Genomic DNA, 24,046 nt, shown 5'->3' with positions numbered 1-24,046 from the left:
ACGACCACTGGCTGCCTCAAGGGGGCTGACTTCGCATGACGACGACGAACGAGCAGAAGCTTCGCGACTATCTCAAGCGCGCGACCACCGACCTGCGCCAGGCGCGCCGTCGGCTCCAGGAGCTGGAGACGCGGGAGCAGGAGCCGATCGCGATCGTCGCGATGAGTTGCCGCTACCCCGGCGGCGTGCGCAGTCCCGAGGATCTGTGGCGGTTGGTCGCCGAAGGTACCGACGCGATCGGTGAGTTCCCCACCGAACGCGGCTGGGATCCGGACGGTCTCTACGATCCGGATCCCGATCGGGTCGGCAGCTCGTCCACGAACCGGGGCGGATTCCTGCACGACGCGGACGAGTTCGATCCGGAGTTCTTCGGGATCAGTCCGCGTGAGGCACTCGCCACCGACCCGCAACACCGCCTGCTCCTGGAAACCGCGTGGGAGGCGTTCGAGCGGGCCGGGATCGAGCCGACGTCGCTGCGCGGCAGCCGGACCGGGGTGTTCGCGGGCGTGATGTACAACGACTACGGCTCTCGGCTGCACGCCAACGTCCCGGACGGCTTCGAGGGGTACCTGGTCGCGGGCAGCGCGGGCAGCATCGCATCCGGGCGGGTGTCCTACACGTTCGGCCTCGAAGGCCCCGCGGTCACCGTGGACACCGCGTGCTCGTCCTCGCTGGTCGCGCTGCACCTGGCCGCACACGCCCTGCGGCAGGGTGAATGCACGCTCGCCCTGGCCGGCGGGGTCACCGTGATGGCCACCCCGGCCACGTTCGTCGAGTTCAGCCGGCAGCGCGGGTTGTCCGCCGACGGCCGGTGCAAGGCGTTCGCGTCGGCCGCCGACGGCACCGGCTGGAGCGAGGGAGCCGGCCTCCTGCTGCTCGAACGACTGTCCGACGCGCGGCGCAACGGCCATCCCGTACTCGCCGTCCTGCGCGGCTCGGCGGTCAACCAGGACGGCGCGAGCAGCCAACTGACCGCGCCCAACGGCCCGTCCCAGCAGCGGGTGATCAACCGGGCGCTGGCCGACGCGGGCCTGACGCCGGATCAGGTGGATGTGGTCGAGGCACACGGCACGGGTACCAGGCTCGGCGACCCGATCGAGGCACATGCCCTGCTCGCCGCCTACGGCGTCGACCGTCCGGCGGACCGCCCGCTGCGCCTGGGCTCGATCAAGTCCAACATCGGCCACACCCAGGCGGCGGCGGGCGTCGCAGGCGTGATCAAGATGGTCCAGGCGATGCGGCATCGGGTACTGCCCAAGACGCTGCACGTGGACGAGCCGTCCACGCACGTCGACTGGACCGCCGGCGCGGTCACCCTGCTCACCGAGGCCGAGCCATGGCCCGAGACGGACCATCCGCGCCGGGCCGGCGTCTCGTCGTTCGGGATCAGCGGGACGAACGCCCACGTGATCATCGAGGAGGCCGAGGACGAGCCCGCGGCCCCCGGAGAGGCAGTCGACCACCCCGTACCGTGGGTGTTGTCCGCCCGTACTCCCCAGGCGTTGCGCGAGCAGGCCGCCCGGCTGCGCGCACACGTCGAAGCGGCCCCCGACCTCGACCCGGTGGCGGTCGCCCGCACCTTGGCGACCGCACGCACCACCTTCGACCACCGAGCCGCAGTGGTGGCGGGTGACCGGGACGGCCTTCTGGCCGGACTGCTCGGCCTGGCCGAGGACCGCACCGGCGCGTCGGTGTTGCGCAGCCGCTACACGCCGGGGGCCGGTCGGACGGCGTTCATGTTCACCGGGCAGGGCAGCCAGCGGCTCGGCATGGGCACCGAACTCCGCGCTGCCTACCCGGTGTTCGCGGCGGCCTTCGACGAGGTGATCGGCCACCTCGACCCACACCTCGACCGACCGCTGCGCGAGGTGATCGACCACCACCCGAAGCTGCTCAACCAGACCCGCTACACCCAACCGGCCCTGTTCGCCCTCCAGACCGCGCTACACCACCTACTCGCCCACCACGGCATCACACCGGACTACCTCATCGGCCACTCCATCGGCGAAGTCACCGCCGCACACCTGGCCGGCGTACTCTCCCTCCCCGACGCCGCGACGCTGATCACCGCTCGGGCCCGGTTGATGCAGGCCGCGCCCACGCTGGGCACGATGATCGCGATCAACGCCGCACCGACGGACCTGGCCGATTTCCTCGCCGGACACGAGGACCTGGTCTCGATCGCGGCGCACAACGCCCCGCGCGCCACGGTGATTTCCGGTGATCACGTGCTGAGTCACCACATCGCCGGGCAGGCCCGCGCGGCGGGGTACAAGACCAAGGAACTCAAGGTCAGCCACGCCTTCCACTCCCCGCACATGCAGCCCGTGCTGGCCGAATTCCGGTCCGTGGCCCAGCAGTTGACCTACCACTCGCCACACACCCCGCTGATCTCCAACACCACCGGCACGATCGCCGGCACCGAGCAGCTCACCGACCCCGCCTACTGGACCGACCACATCCGCAATGCGGTCCGGTTCCACGACGGGATCGGTACGCTCCACCACGAAGGGGTCACCACCTACCTGGAGTTGGGCCCGGACAGCACACTCGCCGCCCTCGCCCAGGAGACCGTCGACGAACTGCGGGATCCGGCCGGGGAATCGGGCCGGGAGTCCGTGTTCGTCCCGACCCTGCGCCGCAAGCACCCCGAGGCCGAGACGCTGACGGCGGCGATCGTGCAGGTCCGGCTACTGGATCAGGCCCCGAACTGGGCGTCGTTGGTTCCGGTCGGGGCCGCGGCCACCGGGCTGCCGACGTATCCGTTCCAGCGCGACCGCTACTGGTTGGCGGCACCGGCCGGCACCGGCGAGGCGACCTCCGCCGGTCTGTACTCGGCCGGTCATGCGCTGCTCGGCGCGGCCATCGCGGCGGCGGACGGTGACGGGCTGCTGTTCACCGGCCGGTTGTCCGTCCGCACCCATCCGTGGCTGGCCGACCACGCGGTGTCGGACACGGCGCTGCTGCCCGGGTCCGCGTTCGTCGACCTGGCCATCCGGGCCGGCGACCAGGTCGGCCTGGACGTGGTGGAGGACCTCACGCTGGAGGCGCCGCTCGGGTTGCCGGACGGCGGCGGCGTACTGCTGCAGATCGGCGTCGGCGGCCCGGACGCCGACGGTCGGCGGCCGATCACGATCCACTCGCGGACCGATGCCGACTACGAGTCGGCCGCCGGCCTGCCGATCGACCATGCCGAGGGTTGGACGCGCCACGCGGTCGGCGTACTCGGCACGGGCGATCCGGTCGACCCGGCCGGGATCGGTGCGGTCTGGCCGCCCGAGCACGCCGAACCGATCGACCTCACCGATGTGTACCCGTCCCTCGCTGCGCGCGGCCTGTCCTACGGCCCGGTCTTCCGGGGTCTTCGCGCCGCGTGGCGATCCGGTGACCTCCTGTACGCCGAAGTGGCGCTGCCCGAGGGGGTCTCCCCCGACGGTTTCGGTCTGCACCCGGCCCTGCTCGACGCGGCGCTCCATCCACTCGCGTTGGTCACACTCGCCGAGGAACCCGACCGCGTACCCCTCCCGTTCGCGTGGACGGGCAGCCGGCTGCATGCGACCGGGGCGACCGTGCTGCGGGTCCGGATCACCAGGACGGCCGAGCACACGGCACGCCTCGTGCTCACCGACACCTCGGACACCCCCGTCGCGACCGTCGACACCCTCACGCTCCGGCCCGTCGACATCCGCCAGTTGTCGACCGGACCCGCCACCGAGCACCGGCTGCACCGGGTGAGCTGGGAGCCGATCACCACGACCGGCACGCCCGTCCCGACGTGGGCCTTCCTCGGTTCGGCAGCGCATTCGCTCGCGGGGACGGCAACTTGGCCGAGCCTTGCGGAGCTTCAGGCCGCCGTAACCGAAGGTGCGCCCGTCCCCGAAACCGTTCTGGTCACCATCGAACCGGCCGACGACACCCCGGCCGGGGTGCATGCCACCACTCGGGAGAGCCTGGAACTGTTGCAATCCTGGCTGGCCGACGACCGGTTCGCCGCCGCCCGATTGGTCCTGGTCACCCGCAACGCGGTGGCCATCACGCCCGACGCGGACGTGCCCAGTCTGGCCGCCGCCGCACAGTGGGGTCTCGTTCGCACAGCGCAGGCCGAACATCCGGACCGATTCACGCTGCTCGACCTCGACGCCGGAGCAACACCACCGGCGCGGCTCGGCGCGGCTCTCGCCTCCGGGGAGCCGCAAATCGCCTTGCGTGCCGACACATTGCTCATCCCCAGACTCACCCGCTCGACCCCGACCAGCGAGGCCGACGCACCGACGGCGCGTCCGCTCGACCCGACCCGCACCGTGCTGATCACCGGCGGCACCGGCACCCTGGGCCGCCTGGCCGCCCGCCACCTGATCACCGAACACGGCGCCAAACACCTCCTGTTGACCAGCCGACGCGGCATCGAAGCCGACGGCGCGGCCGAACTCGTCGACGAACTCACCACCCTCGGCGCCGAGATCACGATCGCCGCCGCCGATGCCGCCGATCGCGGCGCGCTCGCCGACATCCTGGCCGGCATCCCCGCCGAACACCCGCTCGGTGCCGTCGTGCACACCGCCGGCATCGTCCGGGACGCCGTACTGACCGGCCTCACCGGGGAGCACATCGACGCGGTACTGCGGCCCAAGGTGGACGCGGCCTGGAATCTGCACGAACTCACCCTCGACCACGACCTGACCCACTTCGTCCTCTACTCCTCGATCGCCGGCACCCTCGGCAATCCGGGGCAGGCCAACTACGCCGCCGCGAACACCTTCCTCGACGCCCTCGCCCAGCACCGCCGGGCCGCCGGCCGAGTCGGCACCGCGCTCGCCTGGGGGTTGTGGGCCGAAACCAGCACGATGACCGGCGGCCTCGACAGCACGGACCACAGTCGGCTCAACCGCTCGGGTCTGGCCCCGCTGCGCACGGAGCAGGGCTTGGCGCTGCTCGACCAGGGCCTACGCCTGACCGAACCGGCCGCCGTCCCGGTCCTGTTCGACCTCGGCGTGCTGCGCGGCCAGGCGGCGGCCGGTACCACGCCCGCCATCCTGCGCGGCCTGGTCCGTACGTCCGGGCGTCGTGTCCTGCGCTCGGGCGGCGGCCCCGACGGATCGACGTGGGCCGAACGACTGGCCGGGTTGTCCGCCGCCGACCGTACCCGGACCCTCCTGGACCTGGTCCGCAACCAGGTGGCGGGTGTCCTGGGCCACCCATCCCCGGAGACCGTCGACGCCGAACGCCCGTTCAAAGACCTGGGTTTCGACTCACTGACGGCGGTCGAGCTACGCAACCGCATCGGCGCCGCGACCGGCCTGCGACTGACCGCCACCCTAGTCTTCGACCACCCGACGCCGAACGCACTCACCGCCCACCTGGATCACGAACTCTCCGGTCGAACCGGCACGTCCACCCCCAAGGCCGCGTCCCGTACTCCCCTACGCGCCGACGAGCCGATCGCCATCGTCGCGATGAGCTGCCGCTACCCGGGCGGCGTCCGCACGCCGGAAGACCTGTGGCGGCTGGTCGCCGAAGGCACCGACGCGATCGGCGAGTTCCCGACCGAACGCGGCTGGGATCTGGAGGCCCTGTACGACCCCGACCTGACCGGGCCGAACACCAGCTACACCCGGCAGGGCGGATTCCTGTACGACGCCGCCCGGTTCGACCCCGAGTTCTTCGGGATCAGTCCGCGTGAGGCGCTGGCCACCGACCCGCAGCAGCGGTTGCTCCTGGAAACGGCGTGGGAGGCGTTCGAACGGGCCGGGATCGACGCACACTCGGTACGCGGCAGCCGAACCGGGGTGTTCGCCGGCGTGATGTACAACGACTACGGCTCGCGGCTGCATCTCAACGCGCCGGACGGCTTCGAGGGCTACCTCGGCAACGGCAGCGCGGGCAGCGTCGCCACCGGCCGAGTGTCCTACACCTTCGGTTTCGAGGGTCCCGCGGTCTCGATCGACACGGCCTGCTCATCGTCCTTGGTGGCCATCCACCTGGCGGCCCAGGCACTTCGCAACGACGAGTGCTCCCTGGCGCTGGCCGGTGGGGTCACCGTGATGGCCACGCCGCTGACCTTCGTCGAGTTCAGCCGACAGCGGGCACTGTCGGCGGACGGGCGTTGCAAGGCGTTCTCGTCGTCGGCGGACGGCACCGGTTGGGCGGAGGGTGTCGGGCTGTTGCTCCTGGAACGCCTCTCCGACGCGGAACGCAACGGCCACCCGGTCGTCGCGGTGCTGCGCGGCTCGGCGATCAACCAGGACGGCGCCAGCAACGGCCTGACCGCCCCCAACGGGCCGAGCCAGGAACGTGTCATCCGCCAGGCCCTGGCCGCCGCCGACCTCACCCCCGACCAGATCGACGCCGTCGAGGCCCACGGCACCGGAACGACACTGGGCGACCCCATCGAGGCACAGGCACTGCTGGCCACGTATGGCCGGGACCGACCCGCCCAACTACCCCTCCACCTCGGCTCGTTGAAATCCAACATCGGCCACACCCAGGCCGCCGCCGGCGTCGGCGGCATCATCAAGATGGCCCTCGCCATGCAACACGGCGTACTCCCCAAGACACTGCACGTGGACGAACCCTCCCCGCACATCGACTGGACCACCGGCGCGGTCTCGCTCCTGACCGAGACAACACCCTGGCCCGAAACCGACCACCCACGCCGCGCCGGTATCTCGTCCTTCGGCGTCAGCGGCACCAACGCGCACGTGATCATCGAGCAGGCCCCGAAGGCCGCGAAGAACCCGGACGCCGCCGAGGTCAAGCCGATTCCCGTCCCCTGGCTGCTGTCGGCCCGCACCCCGCAGGCCCTCCGCGAGCAGGCCGAGCGGCTGCGTGAGCACCTGGCCGGCCACCCGGAGTCGGACCCGGCCGCCGTGGCTCGGGTATTGGCCGGACGGACCCGGTTCGACCACCGCGCGGTGATCATCGGGAACCACACGACCACCCTGGACGCCCTCGCCCGGCAGCAAGAGACCCCGGACCTGATCCAGGGCACCACCACCGGCGGCAACCCCGGCAAGACCGTCTTCGTCTTCCCCGGCCAAGGCAGCCAATGGGACGGCATGGCCCTCGACCTCCACCGCGAATCCACACCGTTCCGCGAACACCTGGACGCCTGCGCCGAAGCCCTTGAGCCATACGTCGACTGGAACCTGATCGACGTCCTCAACGCCCGGCCCGGCAGCCCCGACCCCAAACGCGTCGACGTCGTACAACCCACCCTCTTCGCCGTCATGACCTCACTCGCCCACCTGTGGCAACACCACGGCATCAGGCCCGACGCGGTCATCGGCCACTCACAGGGCGAGATCGCCGCCGCCTACACCGCAGGCGCACTCACCCTCGACGACGCAGCACGCATCGTCGCCCTCCGCTCCCAAACCCTGACCGGCATCGCCGGACACGGCGGCATGACCAGCATCCCCCTCCCCGCCGAGGCCACCCGCGAACTCATCCAACCCTGGGCCGGCCGCATCCACATCGCCGCCCACAACGGCCCCAACTCCACCGTCGTCTCCGGCGACGCCACGGCCCTGGACGAGTTGCAGCAGCACGCCGACAGCCACACCATCCACGCTCGCCGCATCGCCGTCGACTACGCCTCCCACTCCCACCACGTCGAACCCCTCCGCAACGAGCTGCTGACCCAACTCGCCCCCATCACCCCACAACCCGCCAAAATCCCCTTCCACTCCACCGTCACCACACTGCCCATCGAAGACACCACCACCACCCTCAACGCCGAATACTGGTACGACAACCTCCGCAACCCCGTCCTCCTCCAACCCACCATCGAACGCCTGGCTCGGGAACACCACCACATCTACGTCGAGTCCAGCCCCCACCCCGTCCTCACCCATGCCATCACCGACACCACCCAGGCCGCGCACATCCACGCCGTGGAAACTCTGCGCCGTAACCAGGGCACCCACCACCGCTTCACCGCCGGCCTGGCCGCCCTGCACGTCCTCGGCGTCCCCGGCGCCTTGGCCACGCACATCCCGCCGTCCGCCGCCACGTCCGTCCCGGATCCCCAGCTGCCGACGTACCCCTTCCAGCGACAGGACTACTGGCTCGACACCCCGGCCACCGCCAAGGACGCCGGCGGACTCGGACTGGGCGCGGCACAACACGAGTTCCTCGGCGCGACCGTCGAACTCGCCGACGGCGCCGCGCTCGTCCTGACCGGCCGGATCGCCCGCGGCACCCACCCGTGGCTGGCCGATCATGCCGTCCTGGACGCCGTCCTGCTGCCCGGAACCGCCTTCGTGGACCTCGCGTTGCACGCCGCCGACCTGGCCGACCTGCCCGTCCTCGAAGAACTCACCCTGGAGAACCCGCTCATCGTCCCGGCCACCGGCGCCGTGCAACTCCAGATCGCCCTCGCGACCCCCGACGACGCCGGCCGCCGCGCCCTCACCATCCACTCGCGCCCCGAGCCAAATCCTGCCGAGTCCGGCGAGCACTCGTGGACCAGGCACGCAGCGGGCTCGCTCGCGCCCGGGGAACCGTCCCATGTGGCAAGCGATTTCGACGCCACCAGCTGGCCGCCGACCGCCGGTGTCCCGATCGACGCCGACGCCCTCTACGAGACTCTCGGCGCCGCAGGCTACGGCTACGGCCCGGTCTTCCAGGGCGTACAGGCCGCGTGGCATGTCGGCGACGATGTCTACGCCGAGGTGAGCCTGCCCGAGGACGTCAACGCCACCGCGTTCGCTCTCCACCCCGCGCTGCTCGACGCCGCGCTGCACCCGATGGCCCGGGATCTCCTCGCGGCGGCCGACAGCGGCAACGCCGCGATCCGACTGCCCTTCTCCTGGCGCGGAGTTCGCCTGCACGCGGCCGGGGCAGGCTCGTTGCGGGTCCGGCTGTCGTCCGTGGGCGAGGGAGTCCTGTCCCTCGAAGTCGCCGACGCGAGCGGCGCTCCCGTCGCCTCGGTCGACGCCTTGACCGTGCGCACGATCTCGCCGGAGCAGCTCGCCGCGCTCGCCTCGACCGACGGCGGCAACGTCGATCGTCGGCGTGCCTCCCTGTTCCGTCTCGACTGGACGTCGCTCCCGATCGACGAGGCGGCCGAACCCGCCGAGGCAATCACTCCCGCCGTACTGACGCCGACTCAACTCGGCGACTGGCTCGGCCGTTTCGACTCAGACAGCGACCGGCACCCGACCACCCTGGTGCTAGACGCAGCGGCGGATCCGGCCGCAGAACCGGCCGCAGAGCGCGCTGCGCACGCAGACCACGCGGACCACGTCGACCTCGCCGCAGCCGTACGATCGACCACCCGCCGTACTCTTTCCCTCCTCCAGGAATGGCTGGCGGACGACCGGCACACCGCCACCCACCTGGTGGTTCGTACCCGAGGCGCGGTCGCCACGCACGCAGGCGAGGACGTGACCGATCTGGCCGGTGCCGCGCTGTGGGGCCTGGTGCGTTCCGCGCAGAGCGAGCACCCGGGTCGCTTCACCCTCGTCGACACCGACGACACCGAGACGTCCCGGCAGGTCCTGCCGCTCGCCCTCGCCGCCGGGGAGCCCCAACTCGCCCTGCGCCAGGGGCAGGCGCTGCTACCTCGGCTCGCCCGGCCCTCGGCCGACGAGGTATTGGCGGTGCCGGCGGACGGCGCCAACTGGCGGTTGGCATCCGCACATACCGGCACCCTCGAGGACCTCTTCCTGGAACCCGCCCCCGAGGCGCTCGAACCACTCGGCGAGGGGCAGGTGCGGGTTGAAGTCCGGGCCGCCGGGCTGAACTTCCGGGACATCCTGATCGGCCTCGACATGGTCCGAGGCGACTCCCGGCCGCCGGGCGGCGAGGGAGCCGGGGTGGTCCTGGCCGTCGGCCCCGGCGTGACCGATCTGGTCCCGGGCGACCGGGTGATGGGCCTGCTGCCCGGTGGCGTCGGCCCGATCACGGTCGCCGATCAGCGGGTCCTCACCCGGATGCCCGCCGGCTGGACCTACGCCGAGGCCGCCGCCGTGCCGGTGGTGTTCCTGACCGCGTACTACGGCCTGGTCGACCTGGCCGCCGCGCAACCCGGCGAAACACTCCTCGTCCACGCCGCCACCGGCGGCGTCGGCATGGCCGCCGTACAACTCGCCCACCACCTCGACCTCGACATCTACGGCACCGCATCCCCCACCAAATGGAACACCCTCCGCGCCCAAGGACTCGACGACACCCACATCGCCAACTCCCGCACCCTCGACTTCCAACACACCTTCCCCCACACCATCGACATCGTCCTCAACTCCCTCGCCCACGAATACGTCGACGCCACACTCCGCCTCCAACAACCCGGCGGACGCTTCCTCGAAATGGGCAAAACCGATATCCGCGACCCACACACCATCGCCACCAACTACCCCGGCATCACCTACCAGGCGTATGACGTCCTCGATCCCGGGCTCGACCGCGTGCAGGAAATGCTGGTTGCCATCCGGGAGTTGTGCGACAGCGGCGCCCTTCGGCCGCTCCCGGTCACGGCCTGGGACGTCCGTCGTGCTCCCGAGGCGTTCCGTTACCTCAGCCAGGCCCGGCACACCGGCAAGGTCGTGCTCACCCTTCCCCGGGCGCTCGACCCCGACGGCACGGTCCTGATCACCGGCGGCACCGGCACCCTGGGTCGCCTCGCCGCCCGCCATCTGATCACCCGACACGGCGCCAAACACGTCCTGTTGACCAGCCGACGCGGCCCGGACGCCGCGGGCGCCGACGACCTGCGCCACGAACTCACCGCCCTGGGCGCGCAGATCACCATCACCGCGTGCGACGCCGCGGACCGCACGGCGCTCACCAAGCTGCTCGACGCCATCCCCGGCGAACACCCGCTCACCGCCGTGATCCACACCGCCGGCACCCTCCAGGACGCCATCCTCACCGGGCTCACCGCCGACCGGGTCGACACCGTGCTGCGCCCGAAGGTGGACGCGGCGTGGCATCTGCACGAACTCACCCGCGGCCTCGATCTCGCCGCCTTCGTCCTCTACTCCTCCGCCGCCGGCACCCTCGGCAATCCGGGGCAGGCCAACTACGCCGCCGCCAACACGTTCCTCGACGCGCTCGCCCGGCACCGCCACACCCGGGGCCTGCCCGGCAGTTCGCTGGCCTGGGGGTTGTGGGCGGAGAGCAGCGGGATGACCGGTCACCTGGACACCTCGGATGTGGATCGGCTGGCCCGGACCGGCTTCCTGCCCATCACCTCCGAGCAGGGCATGGCGCTCTACGACGAGGCGGCGGCCCTGCGCCAGTCCGTACTGATCCCCTTCCCCCTCGACCTCGGCACCCTGCGTGCCCGGGCGGCCGGGTCCGGTTCGGGTGTACCGCCGGTGTTGCGCGGGCTGGTCCGGGCCCCGATCCGGCGCGCCGTCGAGGCGCGGCGGGCGGCCGGCGGCGGCTCGGCCTCGCTCGCGGATCGGCTGCGCGGGCTGGGCGCGGACGAGCAGCGGGACCGGTTGCTGGATCTGGTCCTGAGCCAGGCGTCCGCCGTGCTCGGCCATGCCACGCCGGAGTCGGTCGAGGCCGAACGGGCCTTCAAGGAGCTGGGTTTCGACTCGCTGACCGCCGTCGAGCTGCGTAATCGGCTCAATACGGCGACCGGACTGCACCTGCCGGCCACGTTGGTGTTCGACCATCCCACGCCGACCGTGCTGGCCGGGTTCCTGCGCGCCGAACTGGTCCCCGACACACCGGCGGCGTTGCCGTTGCTTGCCGAAGTGGACCGCTGGGAGGCGGCGCTTGCCGCGAGTGTGCCCGACGATGACACCCGGGAGCGATTGGCGGCCCGGCTGCAGGACTTCCTGGTCCGGCTCAACGATTCGGCGAGTCGGACCGCCGGTGGTCCCGACGAAGTCACGGCGGTGGCCGAGAAGATCGACGCCGCCTCCGACGACGAGATCTTCGACTTCATCGACAACGAGCTCGGGATCTCCTGAACCACCCGTTCCACCAACCACCATGACGGCCCGTCGGGGCACGCCGGCCGCTGTCGGTTCACGTCAGTTCGCGTTAGGGAGTGTTGACGCCAGATGGCCAACGAGGAGAAGCTTCGCGACTATCTCAAGCGGGTGACCACGGACCTGCATCAGGCCCGTCGCCGACTGCACGAGGTGGAGTCCGAGAAGCACGAGCCGATCGCGATCGTCGGGATGGGCTGCCGCTTTCCGGGCGGCGTGGAAACCCCCGAGGGGCTCTGGCGGTTGGTCGCCGACGGGACCGATGCGATCGGCGAGTTCCCGGCCGGGCGCGGTTGGGATCTGGAGGGGCTGTACGACCCCGATCCGGAGCGGCCGGGCACCTCGTACGCCCGGACCGGCGGCTTCCTGGACCGGGCCGACGGGTTCGACGCGGCGTTCTTCGGGATCAATCCCCGCGAGGCCGCCGCAACCGATCCACAGCAGCGGCTGCTCCTGGAGACCGCGTGGGAGACCTTCGAGCGGGCCGGGATCCGGCCCGCGACGCTGGCCGGGAGCGATACCGGTGTGTTCGTCGGCGCCATCGCGCAGGACTACGCACCTCGGCTGCACCAGGCGCCCGAGGCGCTGGAGGGCTACCTGCTGACCGGGAACACCACGAGTGTGGCGTCCGGCCGAGTCTCCTACACCTTCGGGTTGGAGGGGCCGGCGGTGACGGTGGACACGGCCTGCTCGTCGTCGCTGGTCGCGCTGCATCTGGCCATCCAGGCCCTGCGTCAGGGCGAATGCTCGCTGGCCCTCGCGGGCGGTGTCACGGTGATGGCCACGCCCGGGTTGTTCGTGGAGTTCAGCCGCCAGCGCGGGTTGTCCCCGGACGGCCGGTGCCGATCCTTCGCCGGGAGCGCGGACGGCACCGGATTCGCCGAGGGTGTCGGTCTGTTGCTGGTCGAGCGGCTGTCCGACGCGCAGCGCAACGGCCACCACGTACTCGCCGTGATCCGTGGCTCGGCGGTCAACCAGGACGGTGCCAGCAACGGCCTGACCGCGCCCAACGGCCCCGCCCAGCAGCGGGTGATCCAGCAGGCCCTGGCCGGGGCCGGCCTGACGCCGGATCAGGTGGACGCGGTGGAGGCGCACGGCACCGGCACCACGCTCGGCGACCCGATCGAGGCGCAGGCCCTGATCGCGACCTACGGTCGGGATCGCCAGGGCGGTCCACCCCTTCGGCTCGGCTCGATCAAGTCGAACATCGGCCACACGCAGGCCGCGGCGGGTGTCGCGGGCGTGATCAAGATGGTGCTCGCGCTGCGCCACGGCGTACTGCCCAAGACGCTGCACGTGGACGAGCCCGCGCCGCACGTCGACTGGACCGCCGGCGCGGTATCCCTGCTGACCGAGGCCGAGCCCTGGCCGGAGACCGACCACCCGCGCCGGGCCGGCGTGTCGTCCTTCGGGATCAGCGGGACCAACGCCCATGTAATCCTCGAACAGGCCCCGGTGCCGGAAGCCGCGAACGAGAGCGCGGACGAGGACAGGGGCGCGGACCCGAACGCGGACGCGGACGGCGAGCGCGCCCCGGCCGTCGTGCCCGGCCCGCTGCCCTGGGTGTTGTCCGCCCGCACCCCACAGGCGCTCCGCGACCAGGCCGAGCGGCTGCGCGCGTATGTCGCCGCGCGCCCCGACCTCGACATCGCGGCCGTCGCCGGCACCCTCGCCGGCCGCCGGACCACCTTCGACCAGCGCGCGGCCGTGATCGGCGCCGACCGGAACGCCTTCCTGGCCGGGCTCACCGCCCTCGGCCGGGACGAGGGCCACGCCACGACCGTCACCGGCCACCGGCCCGCCGGGCCCGGCCGCACGGCGTTCATGTACACCGGGCAGGGCAGCCAACGACCCGGCATGGGCACCGAACTGCGCGCCGCATACCCGGTGTTCGCAGCGGCCTTCGACGAGGTGATCGGCCACCTCGACCCACACCTCGACCGACCGCTGCGCGAGGTGATCGACCACCACCCGAAGCTGCTCAACCAGACCCGCTACACCCAACCGGCCCTGTTCGCCCTCCAGACCGCGCTACACCACCTACTCGCCCACCACGGCATCACACCGGACTACCTCATCGGCCACTCCATCGGCGAAGTCACCGCCGCACACCTGGCCGGCGTACTCTCCCTCCCCGACGCCGCAACCCTGGTCACCGCCCGCGCCCGACTCATGCAGACCGCCCCGACCGGCGGCGCGATGATCGCGATCGACAGCACCCCCTCGGGGCTCGCCGAACTCCTCGCCGGACACGAGGACTCGGTCTCGATCGCGGCCCACAACGGCCCGCGGGCCACGGTGATCTCCGGCGATCAGGCGATCTGCCGGCAGCTCGCCGAGCAGGCCCGGGCGGCCGGCCACCGGACCAAGGAACTGACGGTCAGTCACGCCTTCCACTCACCACACATGGACCCCGTACTCGCGGAGTTCCGGGCCATCGCCGCCACCCTGACCTATCACACGCCGCACACCCCGCTGATCTCCAACACCACCGGGGCGATCGCCAGCACCGAACAGCTCACCGATCCGGCCTACTGGACCGAGCACATCCGGGGCGCCGTCCGCTTCCACGACGGCATCAGCACACTCCACCACGAAAACGTGACCACCTACCTCGAGTTGGGCCCGGACACCACGCTCACCACGCTCGCCCGGGACACGATCGACGGCCTCCGGCCGGCCGACGCGGTCGACCCCGAGGCCCGCCCGCAGGTCTTCATCCCGACGCTGCGCCGCAAGCAGCCCGAGGCCGTCACACTCACCACGGCGGTCGTACACGCGGGTCTCCTGGCCCGAAACCCGGTGTGGGACACCCTCGTTCCGCTCGACGGACCGCTCGTGGCCGACCTGCCGACCTACGCCTTCCAGCACGAGAGCTATTGGCTCGAAGCCCGCCCGGAGACCGACGTGGCCTCCGCCGGGCTCGACCCGAGCACCCACCCCCTGCTCGCCGCCGCACTGCCGCTCGCCGACACCGACGGACTCGTCCTCACCGGACGCCTCTCCCGCACCAGCCACCCGTGGCTCACCGACCACACCATCCTCTACACCACCCTCCTCCCCGGCACCGCCTTTATCGACCTCGCGATCCAGGCGGGTGACCAGGTCGGTTGCGACACGATCGAGGAACTCACCCTGGAGGCACCGCTCGTGCTGCCCGCGCGGGACGGGGTGGACCTTCAGCTGACCATCGCGGGCCCCGACGACGCGGGCCGACGCACCGTCACCATCCATTCCCGTCCCGCCGTTGCGCGCGGCGCCGGCGGCGTACCGGACCTCGGCGCGACGTCGGCCCGCTGGACCCGGCACGCCACCGGCGTCCTCGCCGATCGCCGGGACGCCGCACCGCCTGCCGCCGATGCTCCGCCGGCGGCCGAATCCTGGCCGCCCGCCGGGGCCGAGGAGTTGCCCGTGGCGGACCTGTACGAGCGGCTCGCCGAGCGTGGTTACACGTACGGCCCGACCTTCCAGGGCGTACGCGCCGCCTGGCGGCTCGACGGCGACCTGTACGCCGAGGTCAGGCTGCCCGAGGCCGGGTCGCCCAAGGCTCGGCTGCTCAAGGATGGGCAGGGCCAGGCCGAGGGTTTCGGTCTGCATCCGGCTCTGCTCGACGCGGCGTTGCACCCCCTGGCGCTGGACGTCCTCGACGCGGATCCCGGCACAGGCGAAACCGACGGCGTACGGCTCCCGTTCGCCTGGTCCGGGGTGACCCTGCACGCCACCGGCGCGACCGCACTGCGCGTACGGCTGACCCCGTCCGGGGCAGACCGGGTCGCGGTGTCGGTGTCCGACGAGACGGGCGCCCCGGTCGCCACGGTCGAGGCGCTGGTCCTGCGCCCGATCACCGCCGATCGGCTGACCACATCGGCCGAGGCCGCCGAAGCGGGCCACCAGGACTCGCTGTTCCACCTGGATTGGCTGACCACGCCGCGCCGCGAGGGCGCGCCGGCCACCGTACCGTTCGCGATCCTGGGCGCCGAGATTCCCGGGCTCGGCGGGTCCGCCGAGGTTGTCTATCCGGACCTGGCCGCGCTGTCGGCCGCGATCGCCGCCGGCGAGTCGGTGCCGGGTGTCGTGGTCACCGCGCCCGCCGCCGACCCGGGCGAGGACGTACCCGACGCCGCGCACAGCGTGACCCGCCGAGCCCTCGCGCTGCTGCAAAGCTGGGCCGTTGCCGAGCAGTTGGGCTCGACCCGCCTGGTGGTGCTCACCCACCGGGCCGTGGCCGTCGACGCACACTCACCCGTACGCCCGGCCGTCGCACCGCTGTTGGGCCTGGTCCGTAGCGCCGAGTCCGAACACCCCGATCGTTTCACGCTGGCGGATCTGGACGAGGATCCCGCGTCGTACGCGGCCCTGCCCGGCGCGTTGGCCGAGGGCGAACCGCAGTTCGCGCTGCGCGGGGGTACCCGCTACGTACCGCGCCTGCGGCCCGCCCGCTCCGGCACCACCCTCGCCCTGCCGACCGGCGACACACCGGCCTGGCGGCTCGATGTGACCGGGCACGGCACTCTGGACAACCTTGCCCTGCTCCCGTCGCCGGTCGCCCAGGCCCCCTTGACGGAGCATCAGGTCCGGCTCGCGGTGCGGGCGGCCGGGCTGAACTTCCGCGACGTGATGATCACCCTCGGCATGTATCCGGGCGAGGCCCTGATCGGTAGCGAGGGCGCCGGGATCGTCCTGGAGGTCGGCCCCGGGGTCACCGATCTGGCCCCCGGCGACCGGGTGATGGGCCTGCTCGAAGGCGGCGTCGGGCCGATCACCGTCGCCGATCGACGCTACCTGTCCCGGGTCCCGGCGGACTGGACCGACGAGCAGGCGGCGGCGACCCCGATCGTCTTCCTGACCGCGTACTACGGCCTGGTCGACCTGGCCGCCGCGCAACCCGGCGAAACACTGCTCGTCCACGCCGCCACCGGCGGCGTCGGCATGGCCGCCGTACAACTCGCCCACCACCTCGACCTCGACATCTACGGCACCGCATCCCCCACCAAATGGAACACCCTCCGCGCCCAAGGACTCGACGACACCCACATCGCCAACTCCCGCACCCTCGACTTCCAACACACCTTCCCCCACACCATCGACATCGTCCTCAACTCCCTCGCCCACGAATACGTCGACGCCACACTCCGCCTCCAACAACCCGGCGGACGCTTCCTCGAAATGGGCAAAACCGATATCCGCGACCCACACACCATCGCCACCAACCACCCCGGCATCACCTACCAGGCGTTCGACCTGATGGAGGCGGGTCCCGAGCGCATCCGGGAGATGCTGGCCGCGCTCCTCGCCCTGTTCGAGAGCGGGGTTCTCCGCCCGCTGCCGGTCACCACGTGGGACATCCGGCGCGCCCCGGAGGCGTTCCGCCACCTCGGCCAGGCCCGGCACACCGGCAAGGTCGTACTCACCCTCCCCCGCCCGTTCGACCCGAACGGCACCACGCTGATCACCGGCGGTACCGGCGCCCTGGGTCGGCTGCTCGCCCGGCATCTCGTCACCGAACACGGCGCCAAACACCTGGTGTTGACCAGCCGACGCGGCCCGGACGCCGCCGGCGCGGCCGAGCTGAGCCGCGAACTCACCGCCCTCGGCGCCGACATCACGATCACCGCGGCCGATGCCGCCGACCGCTCGGCGCTGGCCGCGGTGCTCGCCGCCATCCCAGCCGAACATCCCCTGACCGCCGTCGTACACGCGGCCGGCACCCTGCACGACGCCACCCTCGGTAGCCTCACCGACGAGCACCTCGACGCCGTATTGCGGGCCAAGGTCGACGCCGCCTGGAACCTGCACGAACTCACCCGGGAGCACCGGCTCGGCCACTTCGTCCTGTTCTCCTCGATCGCCGGCACCCTCGGCAATCCGGGACAGGCCAACTACGCCGCCGCGAACACCTTCCTCGACGCCCTCGCCCAACACCGCCACGCCGACGGCCGGGTGGCCACCGCACTCGCATGGGGACTGTGGGCCGAGGCCGGCACGATGACCGACGGCCTGGCCGCCACCGACCGGGCGCGGGTGGCCCGGGGCGGGCTGCTGCCGCTGGACAGCGGCACCGGGCTGGCCCTGTTCGACGCGGCCGTGTCCGGCGGCGATGCGCTGCTGTACCCCGCCCACCTGGACCAGGGCGCGCTGCGCGACCGGGCGGCCACCGGCGGCCTGCCGCCGCTCCTGCGCAGCCTGGTCCGGTCCGGGACCCGACGTACCGTCAGGACGGCCGGGCCCGGGTCGGGTACCTCGCTCGCCCGCCGGCTGGCCGGTCGGTCCGCCGCCGAACAGGACGAGCTGATCCTGGACCTGATCCGCACTCAGGTGGCCGCCGTACTCGGCCATGCCACACCGGAGGCGGTCGATCGCGAACATGCCTTCGGCGACCTCGGGTTCGACTCGCTCACCGCCGTCGAGCTGCGCAACCGGCTGAACACCGCGACCGGTCTGCGGCTGCCCGCGACGCTGATCTTCGACTACCCGACCCCGCTCGCCCTCACCACCTTCGTCCGCGGCGAGATCGTCGGCGAACTCGCGACGCCGGCCGACGTACCGGCCGCGCGGGTCACGGGCGGCGGCGCGGTAGACGAGGATGCGATCGCGATCGTCGCGATGAGCTGCCGCTTCCCCGGCGACGTCCGCACGCCGGAGCAGCTGTGGCGGTTGGTCGCCGACGGCACCGACGCGATCGGCGGATTCCCCACCGGGCGCGGCTGGGATCTGGACCACCTCTACGACGCCGACCCGAACCGACTCGGCCGGTCGTACGCGCGCGAGGGCGGATTCCTCTACGACGCCGACCGGTTCGACGCGGAGTTCTTCGGGATCAGCCCGCGTGAGGCACTCGCCACCGACCCGCAGCAGCGGCTGCTCCTGGAAACCGCCTGGGAGCTCTTCGAGCGGGCCGGGATCGACGCGGCCGACCTGCGCGGGACAAGAGCGGGGGTGTTTGCCGGCGTGATCTCCCAGGACTATGCCTCGGGCCTGGCCAAGGTGCCGGAGGGGGTCGAGGGCTACCTGTCCACGGGCAACACCACGAGTGTCGCGTCCGGCCGAGTGGCCTACACGTTCGGCTTCGAGGGTCCGGCGGTCACCGTGGACACCGCGTGCTCGTCCTCGCTGGTCGCGATCCACCTGGCCGCCCAGTCGTTGCGCAGCGGTGAATGCTCACTCGCGCTGGCCGGCGGGGTCACCGTGATGGCCACACCCAGCTCGTTCATCGAGTTCAGCCGGCAGCGGGCACTGTCCCCGGACGGCCGCTGCAAGGCGTTCTCCGCGTCGGCCAACGGCACCGGCTGGGGCGAGGGCGCCGGGCTGCTGCTGCTCGAACGCCTCTCCGACGCCGAACGCAACGGCCACCCGGTCGTCGCGGTGTTGCGCGGCTCGGCGATCAACCAGGACGGCGCCAGCAACGGCCTGACCGCGCCCAACGGGCCCGCCCAGCAGCGGGTCATCCGCCAGGCGCTGGCCAATGCGCGCCTGACCCCCGATCAGGTGGACGCGGTCGAGGCACACGGCACCGGTACGGTCCTGGGCGACCCGATCGAGGCCCAAGCCCTCCTCGCCACATACGGCACCGACCGCGCCGGCGACCAGCCCCTGCGACTCGGCTCGATCAAGTCCAACATCGGCCACACCCTGGCCGCCGCCGGGGTGGCGGGCGTGATCAAGATGGTCCTGGCCATGCGGCACGGCGTACTGCCCAAGACGCTGCACGTGGACGAGCCGTCCCCACATGTCGACTGGACGGCCGGCGCGGTCACCCTGCTCACCGAGGCCGAAGCCTGGCCCGAGACGGACCATCCGCGCCGGGCCGGCGTCTCGTCCTTCGGGATCAGCGGGACGAACGCCCACGTGATCATCGAACAGGCACCGGAGGCGGCGGAGGTGGCGCAGGCGGCGGCAAAGGCCGGACCGGCAACGGACGTTCCGACTACGCCGGATGAACTACCGCTGCCCTGGCTGCTGTCGGCGCGTACTCCGCAGGCCCTTCGCGACCAGGCGCGTCGGCTCTACGAGCACCTGGAGACCCGGCCGGAGTCGGATCCGGCCGCCGTGGCTCGGGTATTGGCCGGGCGGGCCCTGTTCGATCACCGCGCGGTGATCATCGGGAACCACACGACCACCCTGGACGCCCTCGCCCGGCAGCAGGAGACCCCGGACCTGATCCAGGGCACGGCGACCTCGAACCCCGGCAAGACCGTCTTCGTGTTCCCCGGCCAGGGCAGCCAATGGGACGGCATGGCACTGGACCTCCACCGCGAATCCACACCGTTCCGCGAACACCTGGACGCGTGCGCCGAAGCCCTCGAACCCTACGTCGACTGGAATCTGATCGACGTCCTCAACGCCAGGCCCGGCACCCCCGACCCCAAGCGGGTCGACGTCGTACAACCCACCCTCTTCGCCGTCATGACCTCACTCGCCCACCTGTGGCAACACCACGGCATCAGGCCCGACGCCGTCATCGGCCACTCACAGGGCGAAATCGCCGCAGCCTACGTCGCAGGCGCACTCACCCTCAACGACGCAGCACGCATCGTCGCCCTCCGCTCCCAAACCCTGACCGGCATCGCCGGACACGGCGGCATGACCAGCATCCCCCTCTCGGCACAAGCCACCACCGAACTCATCCAACCCTGGACCGGACGCATCCACATCGCCGCCCACAACGGCCCCACCACCACCGTCATCTCCGGCGACGCCACCGCACTCGACGAACTCCAACAACACACCGACACCCACAACATCCGCGCCCGCCGCATCGCCGTCGACTACGCCTCCCACTCCCACCACGTCGAACCCCTCCGCGACACGTTGCTGACCCAACTCGCCCCCATCACCCCACAACCCGCCCACACCCCCTTCCACTCCACCCTCACCACCACCCACATCCAAGACACCACCACCCTCAACGCCCAATACTGGTACGACAACCTCCGCAACCCCGTCCTCCTCCAACCCACCATCGAACGCCTCACCGAACACGGCCACCACACCTACATCGAATCCAGCCCCCACCCCGTCCTCACCCACGCCATCACCGACACCGACCCAACCGGCCGCAACCGCGCCGTCGAAACCCTGCGTCGCAACCACGGCACCCACCACCGCTTCACCACCAATCTCGCCACGCTCCACGTCCAGGGCACCGTCCCCGCCTGGGCCCGCCACCTCCCCGAGCGCGGCACTCCCGATCGCGATCCCGAACTCCCCACCTACGCCTTCCAACACCAGTCCTACTGGCTCGAATCGCTCCCCTCGGAGGGCAACGCGGCCGGCCTTGGGCTGCACCCGGTAGAGCATCCGCTGCTCACCGCCGCCGTCGAACTGGCCGGTGCGGGAACTCACTTGCTCACCGGGCGGATCTCGGTACGCACCCACCCGTGGCTGGCCGACCACGCCGTCCTGGACACGATCCTGTTGCCCGGTACCGCGTTCCTGGATCTGGCGCTGCACGCGGTCGAGTCGACCGACTCGCGTGTCCTGGAGGAACTCACCCTGGAGCAGCCTCTCGTCATCCCCGCCACGGGTGCCGTGCAACTCCAGGTCGCGCTCACCGCGCCGGACGACGCCGGACGACGGGTCATCACCATCCATTCCCGGATCGAGACGCCGGACCACGAGCAGCCCTGGACCCGGCATGCGACGGGGACGCTCTCCGGCGACGAAATCGCCGCCACGGTCCGCGCTTTCGATGCGACCAGTTGGCCACCGGGCGGGGCCACCGAGTTGGATGTGTCCGATCACTACGACCGGTTGGCCGTACACGGCCTCGGCTACGGGCCGGTGTTCCAGGGGCTTCGGGCGGCCTGGCAGCTCGGCGACGAGCTGTACGCCGAGGTCGACCTGCCCGAGGACACCGACGTCACCCGCTTCGGCCTGCATCCCGCACTCCTCGACGCCGCGCTGCACCCCCTGGGACTGAGCACGATCCCGACTCGGGACGCGGAGCAGGAGCAGGCGCAGGGGGCTCGATCGGTGGTGCTCCCGTTCTCCTGGAACGGCGTGCGGCTGCACCGCACCGAGTCGACCGCGGTCCGGGTCCGGCTGACCCCCGTCGGGGAGAATGCCGTGGCGCTCGAAGTCGCCGATCGCTCCGGCGCTCCCGTGGTGACCGTCGAATCGTTGACCGTACGGCCGCTCTCCCGCGCGCAACTCGCCTCGGCACGCGGCGATTCCGGTCCGGACTCGCTGTTCCGGCTGGACTGGACACCACTGCGCGTCGACGCCAAGGCGGGCGTCGCGGCGGGCACGTGGGTCACCCTCGGCGCGGACGCCGCCATCGGAGGCGTCTCGTACGCCGATCTCGGCACGCTGCGCCAGGCGTTGGCCGAGTCGCCGGGCGTGCTCCCGAGTGTGGTGCTCGCGCCGTTCGGGTCCGCGTCGGCCGGCGTGGACACGCCGAAGGCCGTCCGTACGCTCGTCGGCGACGGACTCGCCCTGCTCCAGGAGTGGCTGGCGGATGAACGACTTGCCGAAACGCGCCTGGTGGTGGTGACGAACCGGGCCGTGCCGGCCGGGGGCGATGGCGGCGGCACCGATCTGCCCGGCGCCGCGCTGTGGGGTCTGCTGCGCTCGGCCCAGACGGAGAATCCCGAACGATTCGTCCTGGTCGACACCGACGGCAGCGCCGAGTCGACGCGGGCGCTGCCGATCGCGCTCGGGAGCGGTGAGCCGCAACTGGCCCTGCGGGCCGGGGAGATACTGGTTCCGCGGCTGGCCAGGGTCGGCTCGGCCGAGTCGGCTGCCCGGGCCCTCGATCCGCAGGGCACCGTCCTGATCACCGGCGGTACCGGCACCCTGGGTCGCCTCGCCGCCCGGCATCTGGTCACCGAACACGGCGCACGGCACGTGTTGTTGACCGGGCGACGCGGTCCGGCCGCCGAGGGCGCCGGTGCGCTCTTCGACGAACTCACCGCGCTCGGCGCCGAGGTCACGATCGCCGCGTGCGATGCGGCCGACCGGGCGGCCCTGGCCGACGTGCTGGACGCCATCCCGGCCGCACACCCCTTGACCGCCGTCATCCACACCGCCGGCCTGCTGCGCGATTCCGTGCTGACCGGTCTGACCGGGGAACATCTGGACGCCGTGTTGCGGCCCAAGGTCGACGCGGCCTGGCATCTGCACGAGCTGACCCGCAACCACGAACTCAGCCACTTCGTCCTGTACTCGTCGGCGGCGGGCTCGTTCGGCAATCCCGGACAGGCCAACTACGCCGCCGCGAACACGTTCCTCGACGCCCTTGCCGGGCAGCGTCGGGCGCTCGGCCTGCCGGGAACGTCGCTCGCGTGGGGGTTGTGGGCCCAGACCAGTGCGCTGACCGGCGGTCTGGATCCCGCCGATCGGGCCAGGGTGGCCCGGGGCGGGCTGCTCCCGCTGGGCACCCGGGAGGGGCTCGATCTGCTCGACGCGGCGCTCGGTCTGGATGCGGCGACGTTGTTGCCCGCCCGACTCGATCCGGCCGCGCTGCGCGCACAGGCGGCGGCCGGCACGCTGCCGGTGATCCTGCGCGACCTGGTTCGGCTGCCCGCCCGGCGCTCGACGGGCGGCGGTGCCGACTCGCTCGCCGAGCGGTTGGCCGGCCGGTCGGACGCGGAGCAGATCGAGATCCTGCTCGATCTGGTCCGGGGGCAGGTGGCCGCCGTGCTGGGCCATGCGAGTGCCGACGCGGTGATCGCCGAGCAGGGTTTCAACGATCTCGGCTTCGACTCGCTGACCGCCGTCGAGTTGCGCAATCGGCTCAATCGGGCCACCGGATTGCGGCTGCCCGCAACGCTGGTCTTCGACTATCCGACGCCGCTCGCGCTGACCGGCTACCTGCGGGACGGGCTGGCGCCGCGTCGGTCGCCGACCGTACCCGCGCTCGCCGATCTGGAGCGCCTCGAAGCGAGTCTGGCCCAGGTGGAGGGCGAGGACGACGCGGACACCCGGGCCCGGATCGCCCAGCGCCTCCAGGCCCTCCTCACCCGCTGGACCGCGGCCGGCGACGCCGCCGCCGACGTGGACACCGCGGAGCGGATCGACACCGCGACCACCGACGACATCTTCAGCTTCATCGACAACGAACTCGGCCGCTCCGGCCAGTGACCACCTCCCGCCCGCTC

2 protein-coding genes are annotated in these 24,046 nt (G+C 71.7%); both read left to right on the top strand.

The window, feature by feature from the left end:
- Positions 1–35: 35 nt before the first annotated feature.
- Positions 36–11,927: an SDR family NAD(P)-dependent oxidoreductase gene (locus ABIA38_RS33980; RefSeq protein WP_424642768.1), complete on the top strand. Its 11,892-nt coding sequence runs from the start codon at positions 36–38 to the stop codon at positions 11,925–11,927.
- A 93-nt stretch (positions 11,928–12,020) separates the two neighbouring features.
- Positions 12,021–24,029, top strand: coding sequence for an SDR family NAD(P)-dependent oxidoreductase (locus ABIA38_RS33975; RefSeq protein ID WP_424642767.1), 12,009 nt, complete (start codon positions 12,021–12,023; stop codon positions 24,027–24,029).
- Positions 24,030–24,046 lie beyond the last annotated feature (17 nt).

Origin of the sequence: Embleya sp. AB8, from assembly GCF_049739465.1 — a bacterium.
Classification (GTDB): Bacteria; Actinomycetota; Actinomycetes; order Streptomycetales; family Streptomycetaceae; genus Embleya.
The sequence above is the reverse complement of the archived record's forward strand: the minus strand, read 5'-3'. Positions and strand labels throughout refer to the sequence as shown.